A 16,423-nucleotide genomic window follows, 5' to 3' on the forward strand; every position below is an offset into this window, starting at 1 on the left:
CCAGGGCGGGCGCTACCGTGTTCCCGGAATCGTGCTACCAACTGTCCAGACTCGCGCTACCATCAAGCGCTACTCGCCAGTCCTGAGAAGGTCTTGTGGATGCCATCGCGATCGCGTGTCGAGATGTAGGGTCCGAGCGTGAAGTAATGCTGGTACCGGTCGGAGTAGTCGAGATTTCGCATCGACCTTAGGACTTCGGCAATATAGTCGACGACGAATCCGTATCCGGCGGAGAACATCTCGCTGCGGATCGTGTCTACTTCCCAGCCGGGGATATAGAAGTGCAACCGGTCAAGGAAAGCGGGGTCGTGATAGCTCTCGGGCAGTTCGTCGAAGAGGTCGGAGTGCTTGAGCATGTATGGCAAGGTGTGCGAGGTATTGCCGACGAAAACCATTGATGCCTCAGCGCCAAGCGTCTCCACACCCCGGGAGAACGACTTGTTCGCCATGTAGTTCTTCATGATGTCGACCAGCGCCTTGTCCGTACGCTTCTTCTTGCCGGCAAACTCATCGAAAGCGACGACGTCCCAATACCCGACGGGGGCCGAGGCGACCGTTCGCGTTGTTCACGAACAGCTTTGGTACGGTCACCTCTCCACCCGAGATGAGCATGCCGTGCGGCGAGAACTCCGAGTAGATATGCGACTTGCCGGTGCCCTTGGGGCCCAGCTCAACGAGGTTGTAGTTGCGCTCCACGAACGGGATCAGACGCACCAACTGCAGCAGTTTGCCGCGGCGCCCAAACTTGTCTGGGTCAAATCCGATCGACTGGATCAGCAGGTCAATCCACTCAACCGTCGTGAACTTCGCGCGCGCTTCGAGATACCCCTCGTAGTCGAAGTTCGACATCTGGATCGGTTTGATGGAACCAAGGATCCACGGTGAGACGCGCGCATCCTCAGCGTGGAAGTACTCGACGTCGCACAGGCACCACACGCCTCCGACAAGCAGCTTCTGGTGGGCGTTTACGGTGGCCGAATCCACTACCACGCTGCTGATGCCGAGGTTCGCGAACGTGGCGTGGTAGACGTCGTCCTTCTCGTTAAGGGTGACGCTGACCTTGTCGATTATCCGGTAACGCCCGCGCTCGTTGATCTTCGATTTCACCAGCTCCGACTCGTTACGGTGCACGTAGTGCTTGGCGAGGATGTCACGTACCTTGTCAATGCCCGCCTGGATCGTAGCCTCGTTGTCGGATGCTGCGTACTGGCCGAGCAGATACTCCAGCACGTACGAGGGCACGATCGCATTGCCCTTGACCGCCTTGACGAGGTCTTTCCGAACGACGGCCCCGGCGAAGTGTTCGTTGATCTTTCGATCTAACTCGCTCGGCGCGCCACCCTCGGAGGTTTCGGCGTCGTCGGCTTCCTCGACGGGCGCTACCTGGGTTAGGTCGATGTTCTCGCTCAAGAGTGCTCCTTAGAAGTCGAAGTCCGTGGTAAAGGAGCGCTTGAGCCTGTAGGGCACGCTCTTGTACTTCTTCCACTCGCCGGTTTCACCAATAGGCTCGGAAAGCCGGAACTCAACGATCTGATTATTAGCCTCATCCGCGTCCTTGCTCAGCAGCAGACGGACAGTCTGGAACCGATCACGCCCCTCGGCGCTCTCGGCATCGAAAAGCAGCTCAGCTTCGTTGGAGATCAGCTGATCACCGAAGAAGAGCCCCGCACGCAGCTTCCTCGCCGTGCGCTGATCGGCGACAGCGCTCTGCTGGAAGAGCTTCACCACGATCTGACCCGTCGTGATCTTGTCGGACTCCGGGTGGATGTCGACGTTCACAGGCTCGACGGTGTCGGAACGTCCCTTGTTGATCGAGATGACCGGCACCACGATCTCCTGCAGCGAAGCGCCCCCGTGGACGAACTGGAACCCGGCACCCGGCTTTACGATCCGGCAGATCGAGTTTGGGATCTGCACTTCCAAATCGCTCGACAGCCCGAGCTGCTCGGGCAGGAACCGGCGGAATGCATCGTCTTCCTTCAACCCGCGGCCGAGAACATAACGGCGACTCTCGACCACGACCTTATCGCCCTGCGGCTTCACGGTCAGATTGAACTGGGGCGCCAGCTTCGACTCTTGATACAGGAAGCCGTGGTCCGCGGTGACGAAGATATTCGTCGCGTTCGCACTCGCCAGCTTCTTCACGACGTCGACGAGTTCATCGATCGCATCAGCTGCAGCCTTGAACGTGCGGTGCTCGGACACCGCCTTGTCACCGGTCGCGTCGATGGTGTCGTGATAGACGTACAGCACCTGGTGCGCTGCGTAGAGATCTCGCCGCTCCGCGGGCTTCATCTTCAGGAAATCAGTGGCCTGGATGGCCGTGCCGTCGACGGTGCCGAGGATCTTCGAACGGTTCGCCGTGCCGTTGGAGGGCTGGCCGTCGACGAGCACAGGGTCGCCGCCCTCGGAATGCGCCAGCCTGAGACACCACCCCATCCCCGGAAGAATCAACACGGACAGACGGGTAAAAACCGGTAAAGTAACTCACCTGCAGGGTGCTCCTGATGTGTCATGAAAAATGTTGTGTGGTAACTACATTTTCCCACGTCAGGGCACCCTTCAGGCTTTAATTACGCGGCCCGGCAACACCCCCGATGAAATCTCGAGGCTAAGACGACTTGCTCAGCCTGGCCGGACAAAAGAAACGCTAAATTCTCGCTGATTTTGCGGCTGGCGGCGCCTTAGGGGACCTTATTCAGGTGCTGCGGGCAGAAGATGCGCGTCGCTCTAGGTGGCCGAGTGGCGGTCGGGGGCTGTTGCGGGTCGGTCAGCCGGTTGCGGACGAAGACGTCGACGGCATGGAACGTTCCGTGCTGATTGACGCCGATACCGGTGCGATCAGGGGTCCAGTCGCGGTAGTACTCATCCGTCGTTGGTGAGCGAGGAGGATCCTTCGCCGGCCATGCTGTCGGCCCACCCTTGCGCAGCGAAGCCGAGGGAATCCGCGGCGGGCTGATGATCGAGTCAACGCGCAGCGCGGCGAGCTCTTCGCAGGGTCGTGATGATGCGGAACGGTTCCGTGGCCTCTATGTGTGGGGCAGGACAGGGAAAGCTTCCCGCGCTGCTGGTCGCGGGCAATCACGCCGCCGGCCCAAACCGGGGGCCAAGCTCGCTGATGGTTCCAACGACGCCATGAGACTCCCACGAACCAGGCGGCGTTGTCCCGAATCCTTGTGCACCCCTTGTCCCACGATTCCTCGAGCAGTAGCATTGCGCCGCGGGGCCGGGGCAACGGCCACGAACGGCAGGAGTTCAGCTGATGTCATTTTGGCAAGTCCAACTCATTCGAAGGACAGCAGGGCGAGGTATCAGAGCGGCGAGCTTGCTGGTTGCCCTTTGTCTCGTGTTGAGCAACCTCACCGCGTGTACCTCCGAGCCAGGGGCAGAATCTTCGGTATCCGGTGCACAACCTGCTAGCGATGGAACGCTGGCGAATCCCTCACAGATGACGACCACAGACCCTGCCTCGGCTGGCGCCGGCCAAGCTGCCAGCGGCCCCGTTGATCCCAGGGGCGGCGCCGTATTGTGTAGCGAAGCGTCAGGCACAGTCACGATCTCGCAATATCGCAGTGGAATGCCATCTCCCGTTCCAGTGGCGACTTTCAGCCCGTCGAAGGTGATGTCGGGTTGGTCAGTGGAGGGAGCCTGCCAAACACCGTTGCGGTGGACTCCTAATTTCAGTCTTTACCTAGCGGCAGGGAGGCCTCCGGGCGAAGCTAGTATGCACGTGGCGGTCGTGGACGTGACAAGGGGCACGTACACCGACGTCACCTCGTCTCGCCCGGAAGTGATTCCCTCAGGAACCAGTGAAGACAACCCTACATTCGTCTCCGACAATCCAACTGACAAGGTCACGTTCGGATCCCATGTCGTATTGATCCAGCAGGCGACGGCAGCCGGGGAACTAAAGTCCGTGTATGTTGACTTAAGATCCCCGCAGCAGTCGACTCCGGGGCCAAGCATCACCCAGGCTATGCTGGGCCAAGTTCCAGGGCACCCGGAGATGGTCCTTGCGACGCCGGGTCTCGGGCGCGTCTACAACCTGGTTAGCCCCGGCGGCGCCTACGTTGCAGACGGCGGGAAGATCAGGCCCGCAGGCTCGCCCGCCAATTCGGGCTGGACGGCGAAATGCTTGGATCAATACATGGGGGCCGTCCTTGGTTGGGCGGATTCAAGCCATGTAGTCTTCACAGACGGGCACAAGGCCGACTTAGTCACAGCTGAGCCGAACCCGGTGTGCTCCCCAATATCACCGCCGGGAACCACGGCAGAAACAAGCAAGCATGTTTGGCTTTCCGAGGACGGTAGCACTTTCTACTACACAAGTTTAACCGGCGTAGGGGACTACAGAGACTACTCGATCCCAGTACACAATCCGGGAGCTGGGCCGCAGCCCGCCGAGGTTCCAGCGTCCGTGCTTGCGTCAGACGACCCCGCATCCGGCGTCGTCACCTACGCTCGCGGAAATTTCTGATAGACCTGCGCCAGGCCTTCTCACCAGATCATCGTCTCAAGGCCGGAAACGGGTCCTGGATGACCAGGGGCCCTGGTCATCCAGTACCGAGTTGGATGCGTCTGTCCGGCGGCCCATGACGTCGTCCATGTCCGTCGCGAGCTCCTGCAGGGTCGCCAGGGCAACATTCGGGTTGGCGGCCACATACTCGCGGCACCAGGCGGCGTCCGAGTCGTGCTGTGCGCGGTCCCCGGCCAGGTGCGCCAGCTCGTGCAGGCGCTCGGGCGAAGTTTCAGGGTTTCGTGCTTCACCGCGAAGGGAGGTAATGGACCCCATGTGTACGGCGCGTTCCGCGCGGCTCACCGGGCCCGCCGGTAGTCTGTGGCTCAGCGGCCCCGAGGCCGGCAGATCAACCGAAGGAGCAGTCAATGGCAGGCAAGTTCGAGGTCTACAAGGACAAGGCCGGCGGGTTCCGGTTCCGGCTCAAGGCAGGCAACGGTGAGCCGATCGCGACGTCCGAGAGCTACAAGACGAAGGCCAGCGCGTTGAACGGAATCGAATCCGTCAGGAGCCTCCGGCGAGGTCGTAGACCTCACTGAAGGCTCCTGACCGTACTGTCCTGGCAAAAGGAAAAGCCCGGCACCCGTGATGGGCGGCTGGGCTTTTCCATGCCGGTTACTTGCCGAACGCGGCGGTGTACTGGTCGTTCACGCTCGGGTTGAGCTTGCCGCTGACGCGCAGGAGGGTCGCGCCGTCCAGGTGGTGCCACTCGGTGCCGGCGGCCGGGCCCATCGTCTTGAGGACACCCTGGATGTACTCGGACCGGGTCTGGGCGTCGGCGGGGGTGGCGAAGACTTCCACGACGGCGCCGCCGTCAACGCCGGTTGCGCCGGCCATCGCTCCGGAGTCGGCGATCCAGACAAATCCGGCGGATTCCGGTTCCGACTCAAGGCCGCTAACGGTGAGACGATCGCCTCCTCGGTGAGCTACAAGACCAACGCGGGTGCCCTGGGCGGCGTCGAGTCCGTCAAGAAGAATGCCGGCTCCAACATCGTGGACCTCACCGAGGAGACCTGACCGGGGCTTAGACAAACCCGGTCGCCCAATGCAGGGAGGCCGGGTTTAGTGCTTCATCGCGAAGGGTCGCCATGGCCCTGATGCGTGCGGCGCGGGTCACCGGCAAGATGGCCTGGTGCGTCCACCGCGGGAAATCATCCGCCGGCGTTCAGGGCCTGGACCCTTTGGTGCTTTACAGTCCTACTGTTCAAACGTCGCATCACACATTGGGGGATTCCTTGACTATCAACAACGAGCACGCGCCGACCTACGGGCAGCCGCCGGCGGCTTATGGGCAGGTGCCCATGGCGGTCCAGGCTCCTGCCGCCCTGGCGGTTCCCGGTGGAAGTGTTCCCGGCGTTCAGATCTACCAGTTCCGCGGCGGCGCCGGGTCATGGTTCGGCACCCAGATCCTCGGTGTCCTCATCACGGTCTTCACCCTGGGGATCTGCTACCCGTTCGCCGTCGTCCTCGTCGAACGCTGGCGGGCCAAGAACACCTACCTCCTGGGCCGGCAGCTGCAGTTCGTCGGGACCGGCTGGGGCATCTTCGGGCTGTGGTTCAAATGGCTCCTGCTGTGCATCATCACCCTTGGCATCTACAGCTTCTGGGTCTATCCGCGGCTGATGCAGTGGAAGGTCGAGAAAACCGTCTATGCCTAAAGAAGATGGCCCCGCCGGCTGATGCTGACGGGGCCTTTCTGCTGCCCCCGTCTTGTGGGCCGCAGCTTTAGCGGTGGTTCTTCCTGCTCACCGCTCGTACGACCACGGGGCGGATGGGCCGGATGAACCCGACCAGGGCCGCCGCGAGGGGCCCGGGAAATGGAACAATATTCGTGCAGGGCGGCATTCATCTGCGAGTCAGATGACGGCCGAGGATCCCGCTCACGCTCAGGCGCCGGCGATCTCGACCGTCGAGTACAGTGCGTTCTCACCGAAGGTGCTTCGGCGAATACTCAGGTCAACAGTCTTCAGGCCACCTTCGAGCACGGCGCCGAACAGCCCGGACTCTTCCTCCTGGTAACGCCCGCCAACGACGCCAACGACTTCCCCTCGAGCGCTGAAGGTCAAGGCCGAGGCCCCTTTGTACTTTCCCGGCGCCTCGGTCCCGACAGTGATCTCGGCCTTGCCCTGGAATTCGTCGGTTCCGGCGACCAGGCTTTCAAGCGCATTCTGCACCGCCCCTTGCCCCTTGAGTCGGACCTGGACGGCTTTCGGGCCGGAGAGCTGGATGCCTGCGCGGTCCGCCGGCGAGGCTTTGCGCCATCGGCCAAGGCGCTCAGGGAAGGAATCATGAGCCGGACACGCGTCCTGCTGTGCAGCTTCGAGCCTTTTACGTTGAGATCCTCTGCCCGCTCTTCGGTCATTTCCCCGGCAGCTGCGAACACCGTGTCGGCTGGGCCCAGCTGCAGCAGCACGTTCAGCAACGCGCGCGGGGACCGGCCCCAGACGCCGGCCAGGGAAGGGCTGAAATGAACCAACCAATCGTCCCGGCTCCTGCGCCCTTGCGGCCTTGCGCCCGTCGACGCTGACAGTGCTGGACCTGCCATGGACGATCCCGTTCGCCCGCTCATTGACGAGCTCGTCATTGACTACGACACCCGCTACACAGACCCTTTCGGCCGCGGAGCCGCCGTCGAGAAGCTCAACCGTTGCCGGCCGGGGAATTCGCTGGCCCGGATGGTGGCCTGCTGATCGTGCAGGAAAACGGCGCGTCCATTTCCGGCGGGGGTCCCGCCGATACGGGCCGGACGCGGCCGGGTTCAAGCGGATCTGGGCCCACTGTGCGCACCGCCGACGTGGCCTTGCCCGTTTCATTCTGGCGGAACTCGAGACCCTCGCTGCCTGGCGCGGATACCGGACGGTCTACCTGACCACCGGGCCACGCCAGCCCGAAGCGACGTACCTATTCCTCAGCGCGGGCCACGAAGCACAGTTTGACCTACATGCCGATCCGGAAACCATCGGCCCGCTGGCCTTCACGAAACATCGTGCCGCGGCAGCCCATTGAGGATCAGATGGCCAAGCCACAGCTCCACCACGGAGTCTGGTCGCATCTTGCCGCGTATGGAAGAGCTCTGTGCTGGTCCACGTCTTGTAGCTTCATCTTCCCTTGGCCGCTCTCTAGGGGGATGATCGGCTTGAGGTGTTGCCGGTGCTAGATGGGGAGGTGTCTGATGTCCCGGAATCTGGTGGTGTGTCTGGATGGGTCCGGGGCGCAGTTGCGAGCCAAGGGCAACACCAATGTCGTGTTGCTGTACGAGCTCCTCGATCATTCCGATCCGACCAAACAGATCGCTTACTACGATCCGGGGGTCGGCACATTCGCCTCGGCCGGCGCGTGGACTCCTCTTGCGAGATCGATCTCGCGGATCGGCGGTCTCGCCTTCGGGTGGGGCTTGCGGCAGAACCTGGGAGAGGCCTACACGTGGCTGGTGCAGAACTGGGCACCCGGGGATCAGGTTTTCATTTTCGGTTTCAGCCGTGGCGCCTACACGGCTCGTGCCCTCGTGGGCCTTCTTCGCGCCATCGGTGTGTTGCGTCCAGGTTCGGAGAATCTCGTTCCCTATGTGGTCGCCTCCTATGCCCGCCGCGGCGGTGAAGCGAGGATCGACTGGGACGAAGTCCACCTCACTTCAGAAGTGTTCGCAAGGCACGTCGACGGCAAATCGACGGTGCAAGTGAAATATCTGGGCGTATGGGATACCGTCAAGGCCGCCGGGTTCCTTCGATGGGAAATCCGCTGGCCGTTTACCCGCGAACTCCCCAACGCCGTTCGGATCCGCCACGCAGTGTCGATTGATGAGCAACGGGCGCCCTTTAAGGAGTACCTGGTCGACGCCCGCACGGACGGAACCCTGGAAGAGGTGTGGTTCGCCGGTGTCCACAGTGATGTCGGAGGAACCTTCGTCGACCCTCCACCCGCCGGCCAGGTAACCCGCCCGGGGACGACCGCTCCTTCGCCTCGGCTGTCGAGAATCGCTTTGAAGTGGATCATCGAGGGTGGCATCGCGGAGGGTTTGCTGGTTCGATCCCGTGCCGTCGTTGCCGCCAGCGCGGTCACCGCTGCCGATGCTGCCGCGGAGCTTCATGGCCGCGGCTGGGCATGGGTTCTCCTCGGGACGCGCACCAGGAGGATCCCCGCCGGTGCCTCTGTCCACGCAAGCGTGAGGACCAGGGCTTTGGCCGATCCAACATTCAAAGCACCGGCCGATGTGGTCTGGGTAGATCCGGACTGGGATGAGCAGCCACGGGTACCTGCGCCTGCTGGACCTGACCAATGACTGCCGCGAAAAGGGACCGGCCCGAGCCCGTGTTGCCGGCCCGGCGAATGCTTCGTGCGTATGCGTTCGATCCGATGTCGACCCGTCTGTCGGGCAGGTTTCTCACCATAGACATCGCGTTCGAAACAGATCTCAGGCCCGGGCCATCCGGCCGGCTCTTGAAGGTCGTCGATTACGACGTGGCCCGCGACCTCTGGTATTTGCCCGTTGACCTGAACGACGCTGCGATCCTCGCTCAAAGGGGTATGCGGCCGGCCGAAAGTGATCCCAGGACCCACCAGCAAGTTGTTTACGCCGTCGCCATGAGCGTGATCGAACGCTTCGAACGCTTTGGCGGCTTCCGCTTCCGCTGGCGGGGCGATGACAAACTCCGCATCGTCCCGCACGCGTTCGAGGGACGAAACGCCTACTTCGACAAAGATCGGCGGGCCGTCCTCTTCGGCTACTTCCGTTCCGACTCAAGGGACCCTGGTCCCAACCTGCCGGGGCAGATGATGTTCACCTGCCTGTCTGTTGACGTGATCGCCCATGAAGTCACACACGCCATCGTGCAGCGTATGCGCCCGTACTTTTCCGAACCCACTCACCCTGACGTGCTCGCATGGCATGAAGCAATCGCCGACCTCGTCGCGCTGTTCAACCACTTCAGCTTCCCCGAAGTCGTCACCGATGCCGTAGCGACATCGCAGGGGACACTTGAGGAGGGGTCGGCACTCCTGGATCTCGCCATCGAGTTCGGCCAGTCCACCGGCCGGGGCGCAGCGCTGAGGTCCGCGATCGGATCCCCCCGCACCCCGGACGCGTTCCTGAAAGCCGTTGAACCACACGACCGCGGTTCATGCTTCGTCGCCGCCGTCTTTGATGCCTTCATTGACACGTACAAGTCGCAGATCGCCGATCTCCGACGCATCGCCAGCGCAGGCACTGGCGTCCTCCCGCCCGGGGCCCTCCCGACAGATCTGGTCAAACGCGTCACCGCGGCGGCGGCGGCGAACGCCGACCGGCTCCTGGAAATGGTGCTCCGGGCGTTCGCATACCTCCCCGTCGTCGACGTGACCTTCGGTGATGTCGTCCGGGCGATCGTCACCGCCGACCACGGACTCTACCCCGATGATGACGGACAACTGAGGGCAGTTCTTGTCGAGGCATTCCGTCGTCGCGGCATCTATCCGCCCGGAGTGACCTCCCTCGCCGACGAGGCCCTGCTCTGGCCCAAACCGCCAGTGGATCTTGACCTGAGCGGTGAAACATACGGCATCGACTTAGCACCGCTGTTCCTGGCAGCAACCCTCGATCTTGACCCTGTCAGCACGGTTCCCTTCGCTGACGATCTGGACACCGCTCCTGCCTCCCGGGACGCAGCCCCTGCTCCGGCGGTCAGTGGAGGGACGGGGCGTGCCCGGTTGACCTCACACCCCAATGGCAGACGTCTTCGGGAACTCATTCACGGCTGGGGCGCGGAGCATGCCTACGAACTTGGCCTGGACAAGGGCGCGGGGAAAATCGAGATGGTCAGCGCCCAAGCGCTCTACCTCCGGGGCTCCGACGGGCAACCCCGGCCGATCATCGTCATCCAGTTCGCCCAACGCCGCGATGACTTGGAAGATCAGCGGACCGACGAGACAGGGGCGCAGATCCCGCGGAGGCAGCGAGCAGCAATTCGCGCCGGCACAACCCTCATCGCCCGGGTGGATGGCCGGGTCGAATTCCTCGTGACCAAACCGTTGCCACTCTCGGACCGCACGAAACTCGAGGACCTGTCCGGGGACCTCAAAGAATGCGCCCTCGGGTTCGACAAGGCCGGCACCGAACGGCTGGGCGCGATCCGTGACTGGATGGGCGATGTTGAAGACATGGATGCCCTCTCGGCCTGGACCGTCGAACCCGCAACTCTCCGGCTTTCCTTTGCCCGCCTGCACGCCGGCCAGGACGGAGCCTGAACATGCCCGCATCCTCCGCCACGGTCCGCATGTATGACGTCGGCTTCGGCGACTCCTTCCTGATCACCGTCAAACAGGACGATCAGGACTGGCGGATGCTGGTGGACTGCGGCGTCCACAGCCAGGGCAGGGCCCGGCCCCTCCTCGACGTCGTCAAGGCGATCATCTCCGACCTCACCGACGCGGCCGAACCGGGAACACCACCCACCCTGGACGTCGTCGTGGCAACTCACCACCACGCCGACCACATCACCGGATTCGCCTACGACGACTGGGACAAGGTCCAAGTGGGCGAAGTCTGGGTCTCGTTCGTCGAAGACGATTCCGATGACGACGCCAAAAAACTGAAGAACGGGCTCGTCCGCGCAGCCAACAGTCTGAACACCCTGATCGGTCGTGCGCCCGCTGCGCTGAACGACGAAGCACGAACCCTGGCTCTCGGGATTGCCAGCACCCTGGCACTGAACTCGCTCGGCAACGAGGACGCCATGGACCGACTGCTCGGACACAACGGCAAACATTTCCTCAACGTCCCGACAGTCCGGTACCTCCCGGACAGGCTCGCCGAGCTCAACATCATCCGAACGTCACTGCCAGACGTCACCGTGCATGTCCTCGGACCCTCACGTGACCCAGATCAGCTCAAACTTATGAACCCTCCCGCGTCCGCCCGATGGCTAGCCATGCAACAGGCTCTGGACGCCGGACCCGCGACTGAAACCGCTGACGACCAGACGCCAGCTAAGCCCATCTTCGACGAGATCTACAGTGTCACGCCCGAGGAGGTCAGTCACGACATCGGAATCGAACTCCTCAGCTCCCTGGGAACGTTGAACCTCCCGGCACTCCTTGACGACTCGAGCGAACTTCTGGCAGCGGCATCGATCCTTGAGCGCTCCGTGAACAACACCAGCATCTACTTCGTTCTGGACGTCGATGGCACCAGACTCGTCTTTGTGGGCGACTCGCAACAAGGCGCCTGGGACCATGTCCTGCAAGACCCCGCAGCCCGCGCTCTCGTATCAAACCCTGCCTTCTACAAGATCGGTCACCACGGCTCCCACAACGCCACACCACGCGACTACGTCGCTAACGCCGTCGGCAATCACGGAATCTACGCAATGCTCCCCTACGGGCACGTCGAGCAGTGGGGAGACATCCCGAACGGGAATCTTCTCTCCGCATTCACCACCATGAATGCCCACATCATCAGGGCTGATGCCCCGGTCGCTGACGCCAGGGTCCACGTCGGCCCCGACAACCTCTGGACCGAGATCACCTTCCCCGCACCATAGACAGACCGCACGACAACCCCGGATCCACCGTTACTCAGAGACTCACTGAATGTACTCGACGAACACTCCCGCTATCGGACCTGGCCGGGAGTGGGACGCGGATCGCAAAGGGTCTACCTCGGTTCCAGGCAGCTTCGGCGCCATCCGGCTGGGCTTCTTTTTTGCTGGAGTGAAAGCTGTTGGGGGGTGCGGTGCCGCCCAAGAGCTCCTGGCCGTGGGTGTAAACCCTGTTCCACTCGGTCTACGACCAGCCCGACGCCGCCGGCGTCCACGCCCAGTTCGAACGCGTGCTCGATGCCCTGGCCGAAAAGCTGCCCCGCGTCGCGGACCACCTCGAAGCCGCCCGCGAGGACACCCTCGCCTTCACGCCCCTCCCGAAAGGCCTCTGGCGCCAGATCTGGTCCAACAACCCGCAGGAACGCCTCAACCGGGAAATCCGCCGCCGCACCGACGTCGTCGGGATCTTCCCCGACCGCACCGCGCTGATCCGGCTCGTCGGCGCCGTCCCGGCCGAACAACACGACGAATGGATCGAAGCCCGCCGCTACCTCAGCCTCGAGCTCATCCAACAATCACAAGCCGCCGGGACCACGCCCGCAGCCACCACCAAAGAGGAGGACTCCAACCCCGAACTGGCGCTCAGCGCCCAACCCATCCCAAAAATCACGCAACAACCCTGCTACACCACGCAGATGGACTGGACCAGATCACCAGATACATTTCGCACGGCATGGCCAGCATCCTTCCAGGCCAGCCTTCCGGCAAGCCAGATCAGATGTCACTATCGGTGCAGCAGACCCGCAGTAACGCCACAGTAACGCTCCAATTGGTTCACTGAGCCGTAGCCAGTGTCGCGCTAGCAAGCTTACTCACCCAGCTGGCAATCCATGGAGACAAAATGCCGACTCTTCAACTGAAGTTGATTCAATGTCACGGAACTGAGGATTGGACAGGCCCTGATGAGTCCTATCTTCTAATCGGTGGCCGGAAGGTGTGGGGCTCCCAGAGTATGAACGATGGCGCCCAAGAACCGCTCACCCAGGTGTCGGGCGTCCCCTTTGAAAACAGCCTTCGTCTGTCCCTTTACGATCAGGACTCGGGGCTATGGGATGACGACGACTACTTGGGCAGCTGGGTTGTTTGGGGCGGCGAGCATACACAGGGTGAAAAGGAAGCTCGTTTCAATGGGGATGGTGCAGATTTTTAGATTTTCTACATCGTAGATCTTTAGTACTTCTCTGTTGGGATAACAGGCCATAGTTGCAGGCCAGCTCTGTTCCTGAAGACAAAGTGGGACACAATGACGGACATCGGAACCGGATTCCTCAACGGGATCGAAGCCTTCGCCAATTCACGCCTCGGCGACATGAGCGGCACCTCCTTCAAGGACACGGTGCCGTTCCTCGAGTCGATTGTCACCTTCGGCGTCGTCGGCGACGTAAAGCCGACCTTCGAGAAGCTCAAGGACGACATTAAGGCCGCCGTCGACCTGGTCAAACCGATTGCCGACAAGATCAAGAAGCAGACTGAGCTAATCGCCAAGATGGTGAAGGAGTCGGCAGATGACATCGACAAAGACGACTTCAACGTCGACACCGCGGCTCGAGTCGCCGTGCGCATCGGCATGGCCCTCGCCGCCATGGACGAGGCGTTCAACATCGTCGCCAAGGAGCTGGCCAAGAAGGCGGACGGCACCGTCGACGAGGCCATCCGTTCCGGCCTGATGGACTTCTGGAACCCGTGGGCGCAGCCGTTCAAGAATCTCGGCGCCGGTTCCGGCAAGCTCCTGAACAGCTTCGGGAAGAACGTGCTCGGCGTCGATGACCTGGTGAAGAAACTCGGCGACAACCTCGCCCTGGACCGCACCGACGGAAAGTTCATCCTGGCTGCCACGTTCCTCCGCTCCGGCCAAGTGAAGCTCGGCGCGATGACGCTCGACCAGGTGACGTTCGAGGCGTTCCTGCAGTTCAGCGACCGCGAGATCGTGAACCCGACGGCGGAGGAGAAGACCAGCCTGTTGGAGCGCGACGGCAAGTGGTTCATCGGCGACGTGGCGATCCTCGGTCTGCGCTTCCGCACCATCCTGCAGCCCGGCCTCACGAGCGATCCCTTGTTGGCGAAGGTCATGCCGGGCTCCGAAGATCCGAAGGCGACGACCCTCACGACGGTCTCGCTCGACACCGGACAGGGGTTCTACATCGGTGACGGCCGTGGCAATGAGAAGGCGGTCCTGCCCACGCGGTTCTCGTTCCCCGGGGTCGAACTGCGCGAGGTGGCGTTCGGGCTGGTGCGCAACCCGGCTCGTGAGGTCACTGGATTCGAACTGACCACGTCAATCGCAGCGAAGCTGGGCGCTGTCATCGGGCTGCAGATCGTCGGCTCCGGTTTCGTCGTGACTCCCGAGGGCGTGGCCGAGCAACAGGCCGTCTTCAACCTCCCCGTCTCCCCACGCTGGCCGGATGCGATCGGCCTGCGAGTGAAGGCCGGCCCCGTCACGGGCGGCGGGTTCATCCAACGCGTCGAACGCACCTACAAGGTCGGTGGGCAGGACGTGAAGCGGGTCGAGTTCGGCGGGGTCGTCCAGTTGCAGATCCTCAAGTTCGGCCTGTCGGCCATCGTCATCCTCTCGCCCGACCCGTTCTCCATCGTGCTCGTCATCGGCGTGCGCTTCCCCGTGGCCATCGACCTCAGCATGGGATTCACGCTGAACGGCATCGGCGGCATCCTGGCACTCAACCGCGGTCTCGACCTCGAAGAGCTGCGCTCCGGAATGAAGGAGCACATCCTCGACAAGATGCTGTTCCCCGACAACCCTGTCGCCGAGGCGCCCAAGCTGCTCGACAAGGTGGCGCACGTGTTCCCGCCGAAGGACGGCGGCTTCGTCTTCGGCCCGATCGTCGAAATCGGCTGGGGCTCGCAGGCGAAGTTCGTGGAGATGAAGCTCGGCGTGGTGCTCGCGCTTCCCGATCCGATGATCGTCATCCTCGGCTCCCTGCGGGTGCGAGTGCCGACGAAGGAGGCGCCGATAACCGACATCCGCGCTGACGTCTTCGTGGCAATCACCCCCGACTACCTGCTGCTGTTCGCGAGCATGCGCGACTCCACCGTGGCCGGCATCAAGATCTCGGGTGACCTCGGCCTCTACATCCAGTGGTCGGGCAACGGAGCGTTCGAGTTCTCGGTCGGCGGCTTTCACCCCGAGTACGAGAAGCTGACGGGCGGCAAGCCGAAGCTCGGCGACATGGACAGGGTCACCATCGACCTCTCGCCGTCCAAGGCGATCAGCTTCGTCATCAAGGCCTACTTCGCCATCACGGCCGGCTCGGTCATGCTCGGCGTGGACGGGCGCCTCAACGCGGACTTCTCAGTCATCGTGGCGAAGGCCTGGCTCACACTCGACATGATCTTCATCTGGGCGCCGCGCTTCGCCTTCAAGATCACCATCGAGGTTGGCGTCGAGGTGGAGCTGCTCGGCTTCACGCTCTGCTCCATCGTCTTCCGCGGCTCGCTCGAGGGGACCAAACCGTTCCGCCTGGCGGGCCACATCAAGGTCGACGTCTGGTTCCTCCCCACCTTCGACGAGGACCTCGGGCCCGTCGAGTGGGGTGAGAAGCCGCCGCCGATCCTCGCCACGGTCGATGCCCTCCAGATCGCCGCAGCGGCGATGAACGAGCCCGACGCCTGGAAGGTGCAGCTGCCCGACCACGCCGCGCAACTCGTCACCCTGGCCGAGGTCGACGACATCCAGGGCCGAATCGCGCATCCGCTGGCCGGCGTCGAGGTGTCGCAGACCCAGGTGCCCCTGGGCGTCAAGATCGCGCGCATCGGCTCGTCAGCGGTCAAGGCCGACATGGTGACCATCGGCACGCCGACGGCGACCCCCGACTCCGGGCTCGTCGGTGCTGTCAGCGAGCTCAAGACGGCGTTCGCGCCCGGGCAGTTCTTCGCGCTCGAGGACGAGTCGCTGCTCGCCCGTTCGGGCTTTGAGGAGATGACCGGCGGGTGCCGCATCGCTGCTGCCACCATCCCGAAAGTCGGCGCCCAGACCTCGGCGACGGTGGCGTACCAGACCTACGTGCGCAACCCAGACGAGCCGTCGGCGATGATCGAGTTCGCGGGGACGTTCGCCACCCTCGCCAGCTCCTACGCCACGAAGACCAACGTGGGCAGGGCTGTGAGCGAGGTCGGGAATCCGTACGTGCAACCGGCACCGCCGAATGCCGCAGTCACAGTCTCCGACAAGGGCACGTCGAGGATCGCGGATGCCGCCACCGGTGTGGCCCTGCTCGCCGGCCTCGGCGAACTGAGCGCCACGCAGGCCGCGCTCGTGACAACCGCCGTCAACACCGAGAGCGTCGCAACAGCGACGCGCATGATCGTGAAGGGGTGACCT

General features: G+C 62.9%; 11 protein-coding genes and 4 pseudogenes. 10 read left to right on the forward strand and 5 right to left on the reverse strand.

Going from position 1 to position 16,423, the window contains the following annotated elements; genetic code table 11:
* Positions 1–77 precede the first annotated feature (77 nt).
* From brxL to BJQ90_RS09010, 3 genes and pseudogenes are all read right to left on the reverse strand, one after another.
* A pseudogene (gene brxL / locus BJQ90_RS09000) lies at positions 78–1,311 on the reverse strand (BREX system Lon protease-like protein BrxL); the annotation flags it as partial.
* A gap of 108 nt (positions 1,312–1,419) precedes the next feature.
* Positions 1,420–2,469: pseudogene (pglZ, locus tag BJQ90_RS09005) on the reverse strand (BREX-1 system phosphatase PglZ type A); the annotation flags it as partial.
* Between the two features lie 2,044 nt (positions 2,470–4,513).
* On the reverse strand, positions 4,514–4,819 hold the full coding sequence (locus tag BJQ90_RS09010) for a hypothetical protein (protein ID WP_226759951.1): 306 nt from the start codon (positions 4,817–4,819) through the stop codon (positions 4,514–4,516).
* Positions 4,820–4,884: 65 nt separating this feature from the next.
* Here BJQ90_RS09010 and BJQ90_RS09015 point away from each other — a divergent pair.
* Positions 4,885–5,025, forward strand: a pseudogene (locus BJQ90_RS09015) (YegP family protein); the annotation flags it as partial.
* A gap of 106 nt (positions 5,026–5,131) precedes the next feature.
* Here BJQ90_RS09015 and BJQ90_RS09020 read toward each other — a convergent pair.
* On the reverse strand, positions 5,132–5,353 hold the full coding sequence (locus BJQ90_RS09020; RefSeq protein WP_226759972.1) for a hypothetical protein: 222 nt from the start codon (positions 5,351–5,353) through the stop codon (positions 5,132–5,134).
* On the opposite strand from BJQ90_RS09020, the gene BJQ90_RS09025 reads away from it, so the two are divergent.
* Positions 5,285–5,533 (forward strand): YegP family protein, encoded by a 249-nt coding sequence (locus tag BJQ90_RS09025; protein ID WP_226759971.1) that lies wholly within the window; start codon positions 5,285–5,287, stop codon positions 5,531–5,533. The two genes, BJQ90_RS09020 and BJQ90_RS09025, sit on opposite strands and share 69 nt — an antisense overlap.
* A gap of 218 nt (positions 5,534–5,751) precedes the next feature.
* Positions 5,752–6,174: a DUF898 family protein gene (locus tag BJQ90_RS09030; protein WP_226759953.1), complete on the forward strand. Its 423-nt coding sequence runs from the start codon at positions 5,752–5,754 to the stop codon at positions 6,172–6,174.
* 228 nt (positions 6,175–6,402) lie between these two features.
* Here the strand turns inward: BJQ90_RS09030 and BJQ90_RS09035 are convergent, their stop codons facing one another.
* Complete coding sequence (locus tag BJQ90_RS09035) at positions 6,403–6,690, reverse strand: hypothetical protein (protein WP_226759954.1); 288 nt, start codon at positions 6,688–6,690, stop codon at positions 6,403–6,405.
* Positions 6,691–7,059: 369 nt separating this feature from the next.
* Here BJQ90_RS09035 and BJQ90_RS22720 point away from each other — a divergent pair, with 369 nt between their 5' ends.
* From BJQ90_RS22720 to BJQ90_RS09070, 7 genes and pseudogenes are all read left to right on the forward strand, one after another.
* On the forward strand, positions 7,060–7,206 hold the full coding sequence (locus BJQ90_RS22720; protein ID WP_319004621.1) for a hypothetical protein: 147 nt from the start codon (positions 7,060–7,062) through the stop codon (positions 7,204–7,206).
* 482 nt (positions 7,207–7,688) lie between these two features.
* The gene (locus BJQ90_RS09045) at positions 7,689–8,795 is read left to right on the forward strand and encodes a T6SS phospholipase effector Tle1-like catalytic domain-containing protein (protein WP_226759955.1); all 1,107 of its coding nucleotides are present in this window, start codon (positions 7,689–7,691) and stop codon (positions 8,793–8,795) included.
* A gap of 158 nt (positions 8,796–8,953) precedes the next feature.
* The gene (locus BJQ90_RS09050) at positions 8,954–10,735 is read left to right on the forward strand and encodes a hypothetical protein (protein ID WP_226759956.1); all 1,782 of its coding nucleotides are present in this window, start codon (positions 8,954–8,956) and stop codon (positions 10,733–10,735) included.
* Between the two features lie 2 nt (positions 10,736–10,737).
* On the forward strand, positions 10,738–12,030 hold the full coding sequence (locus tag BJQ90_RS09055) for an MBL fold metallo-hydrolase (protein WP_226759957.1): 1,293 nt from the start codon (positions 10,738–10,740) through the stop codon (positions 12,028–12,030).
* A 188-nt stretch (positions 12,031–12,218) separates the two neighbouring features.
* A pseudogene (locus BJQ90_RS09060) lies at positions 12,219–12,671 on the forward strand (transposase); the annotation flags it as partial.
* A 257-nt stretch (positions 12,672–12,928) separates the two neighbouring features.
* Positions 12,929–13,237, forward strand: coding sequence for a hypothetical protein (locus tag BJQ90_RS09065; protein WP_226759958.1), 309 nt, complete (start codon positions 12,929–12,931; stop codon positions 13,235–13,237).
* Positions 13,238–13,330: 93 nt separating this feature from the next.
* Positions 13,331–16,420, forward strand: a complete 3,090-nt coding sequence (locus BJQ90_RS09070) for a DUF6603 domain-containing protein (protein WP_226759959.1) — start codon at positions 13,331–13,333, stop codon at positions 16,418–16,420.
* Positions 16,421–16,423: the final 3 nt, after the last annotated feature.

Source organism: Arthrobacter sp. SO3 (genome assembly GCF_020532825.1).
In the GTDB taxonomy this organism is placed as follows: Bacteria; Actinomycetota; Actinomycetes; order Actinomycetales; family Micrococcaceae; genus Arthrobacter.

Bases quoted from the DNA above. Each gene is read 5' to 3' on its own strand.
- BJQ90_RS09020 (WP_226759972.1), bottom strand. From the start codon at position 5,353: ATGGCCGGCGCAACCGGCGTTGACGGCGGCGCCGTCGTGGAAGTCTTC.
- BJQ90_RS22720 (WP_319004621.1), top strand. From the start codon at position 7,060: ATGGACGATCCCGTTCGCCCGCTCATTGACGAGCTCGTCATTGACTAC.
- BJQ90_RS09045 (WP_226759955.1), top strand. From the start codon at position 7,689: ATGTCCCGGAATCTGGTGGTGTGTCTGGATGGGTCCGGGGCGCAGTTG.
- BJQ90_RS09055 (WP_226759957.1), top strand. From the start codon at position 10,738: ATGCCCGCATCCTCCGCCACGGTCCGCATGTATGACGTCGGCTTCGGC.
- BJQ90_RS09065 (WP_226759958.1), top strand. From the start codon at position 12,929: ATGCCGACTCTTCAACTGAAGTTGATTCAATGTCACGGAACTGAGGAT.
- BJQ90_RS09070 (WP_226759959.1), top strand. From the start codon at position 13,331: ATGACGGACATCGGAACCGGATTCCTCAACGGGATCGAAGCCTTCGCC.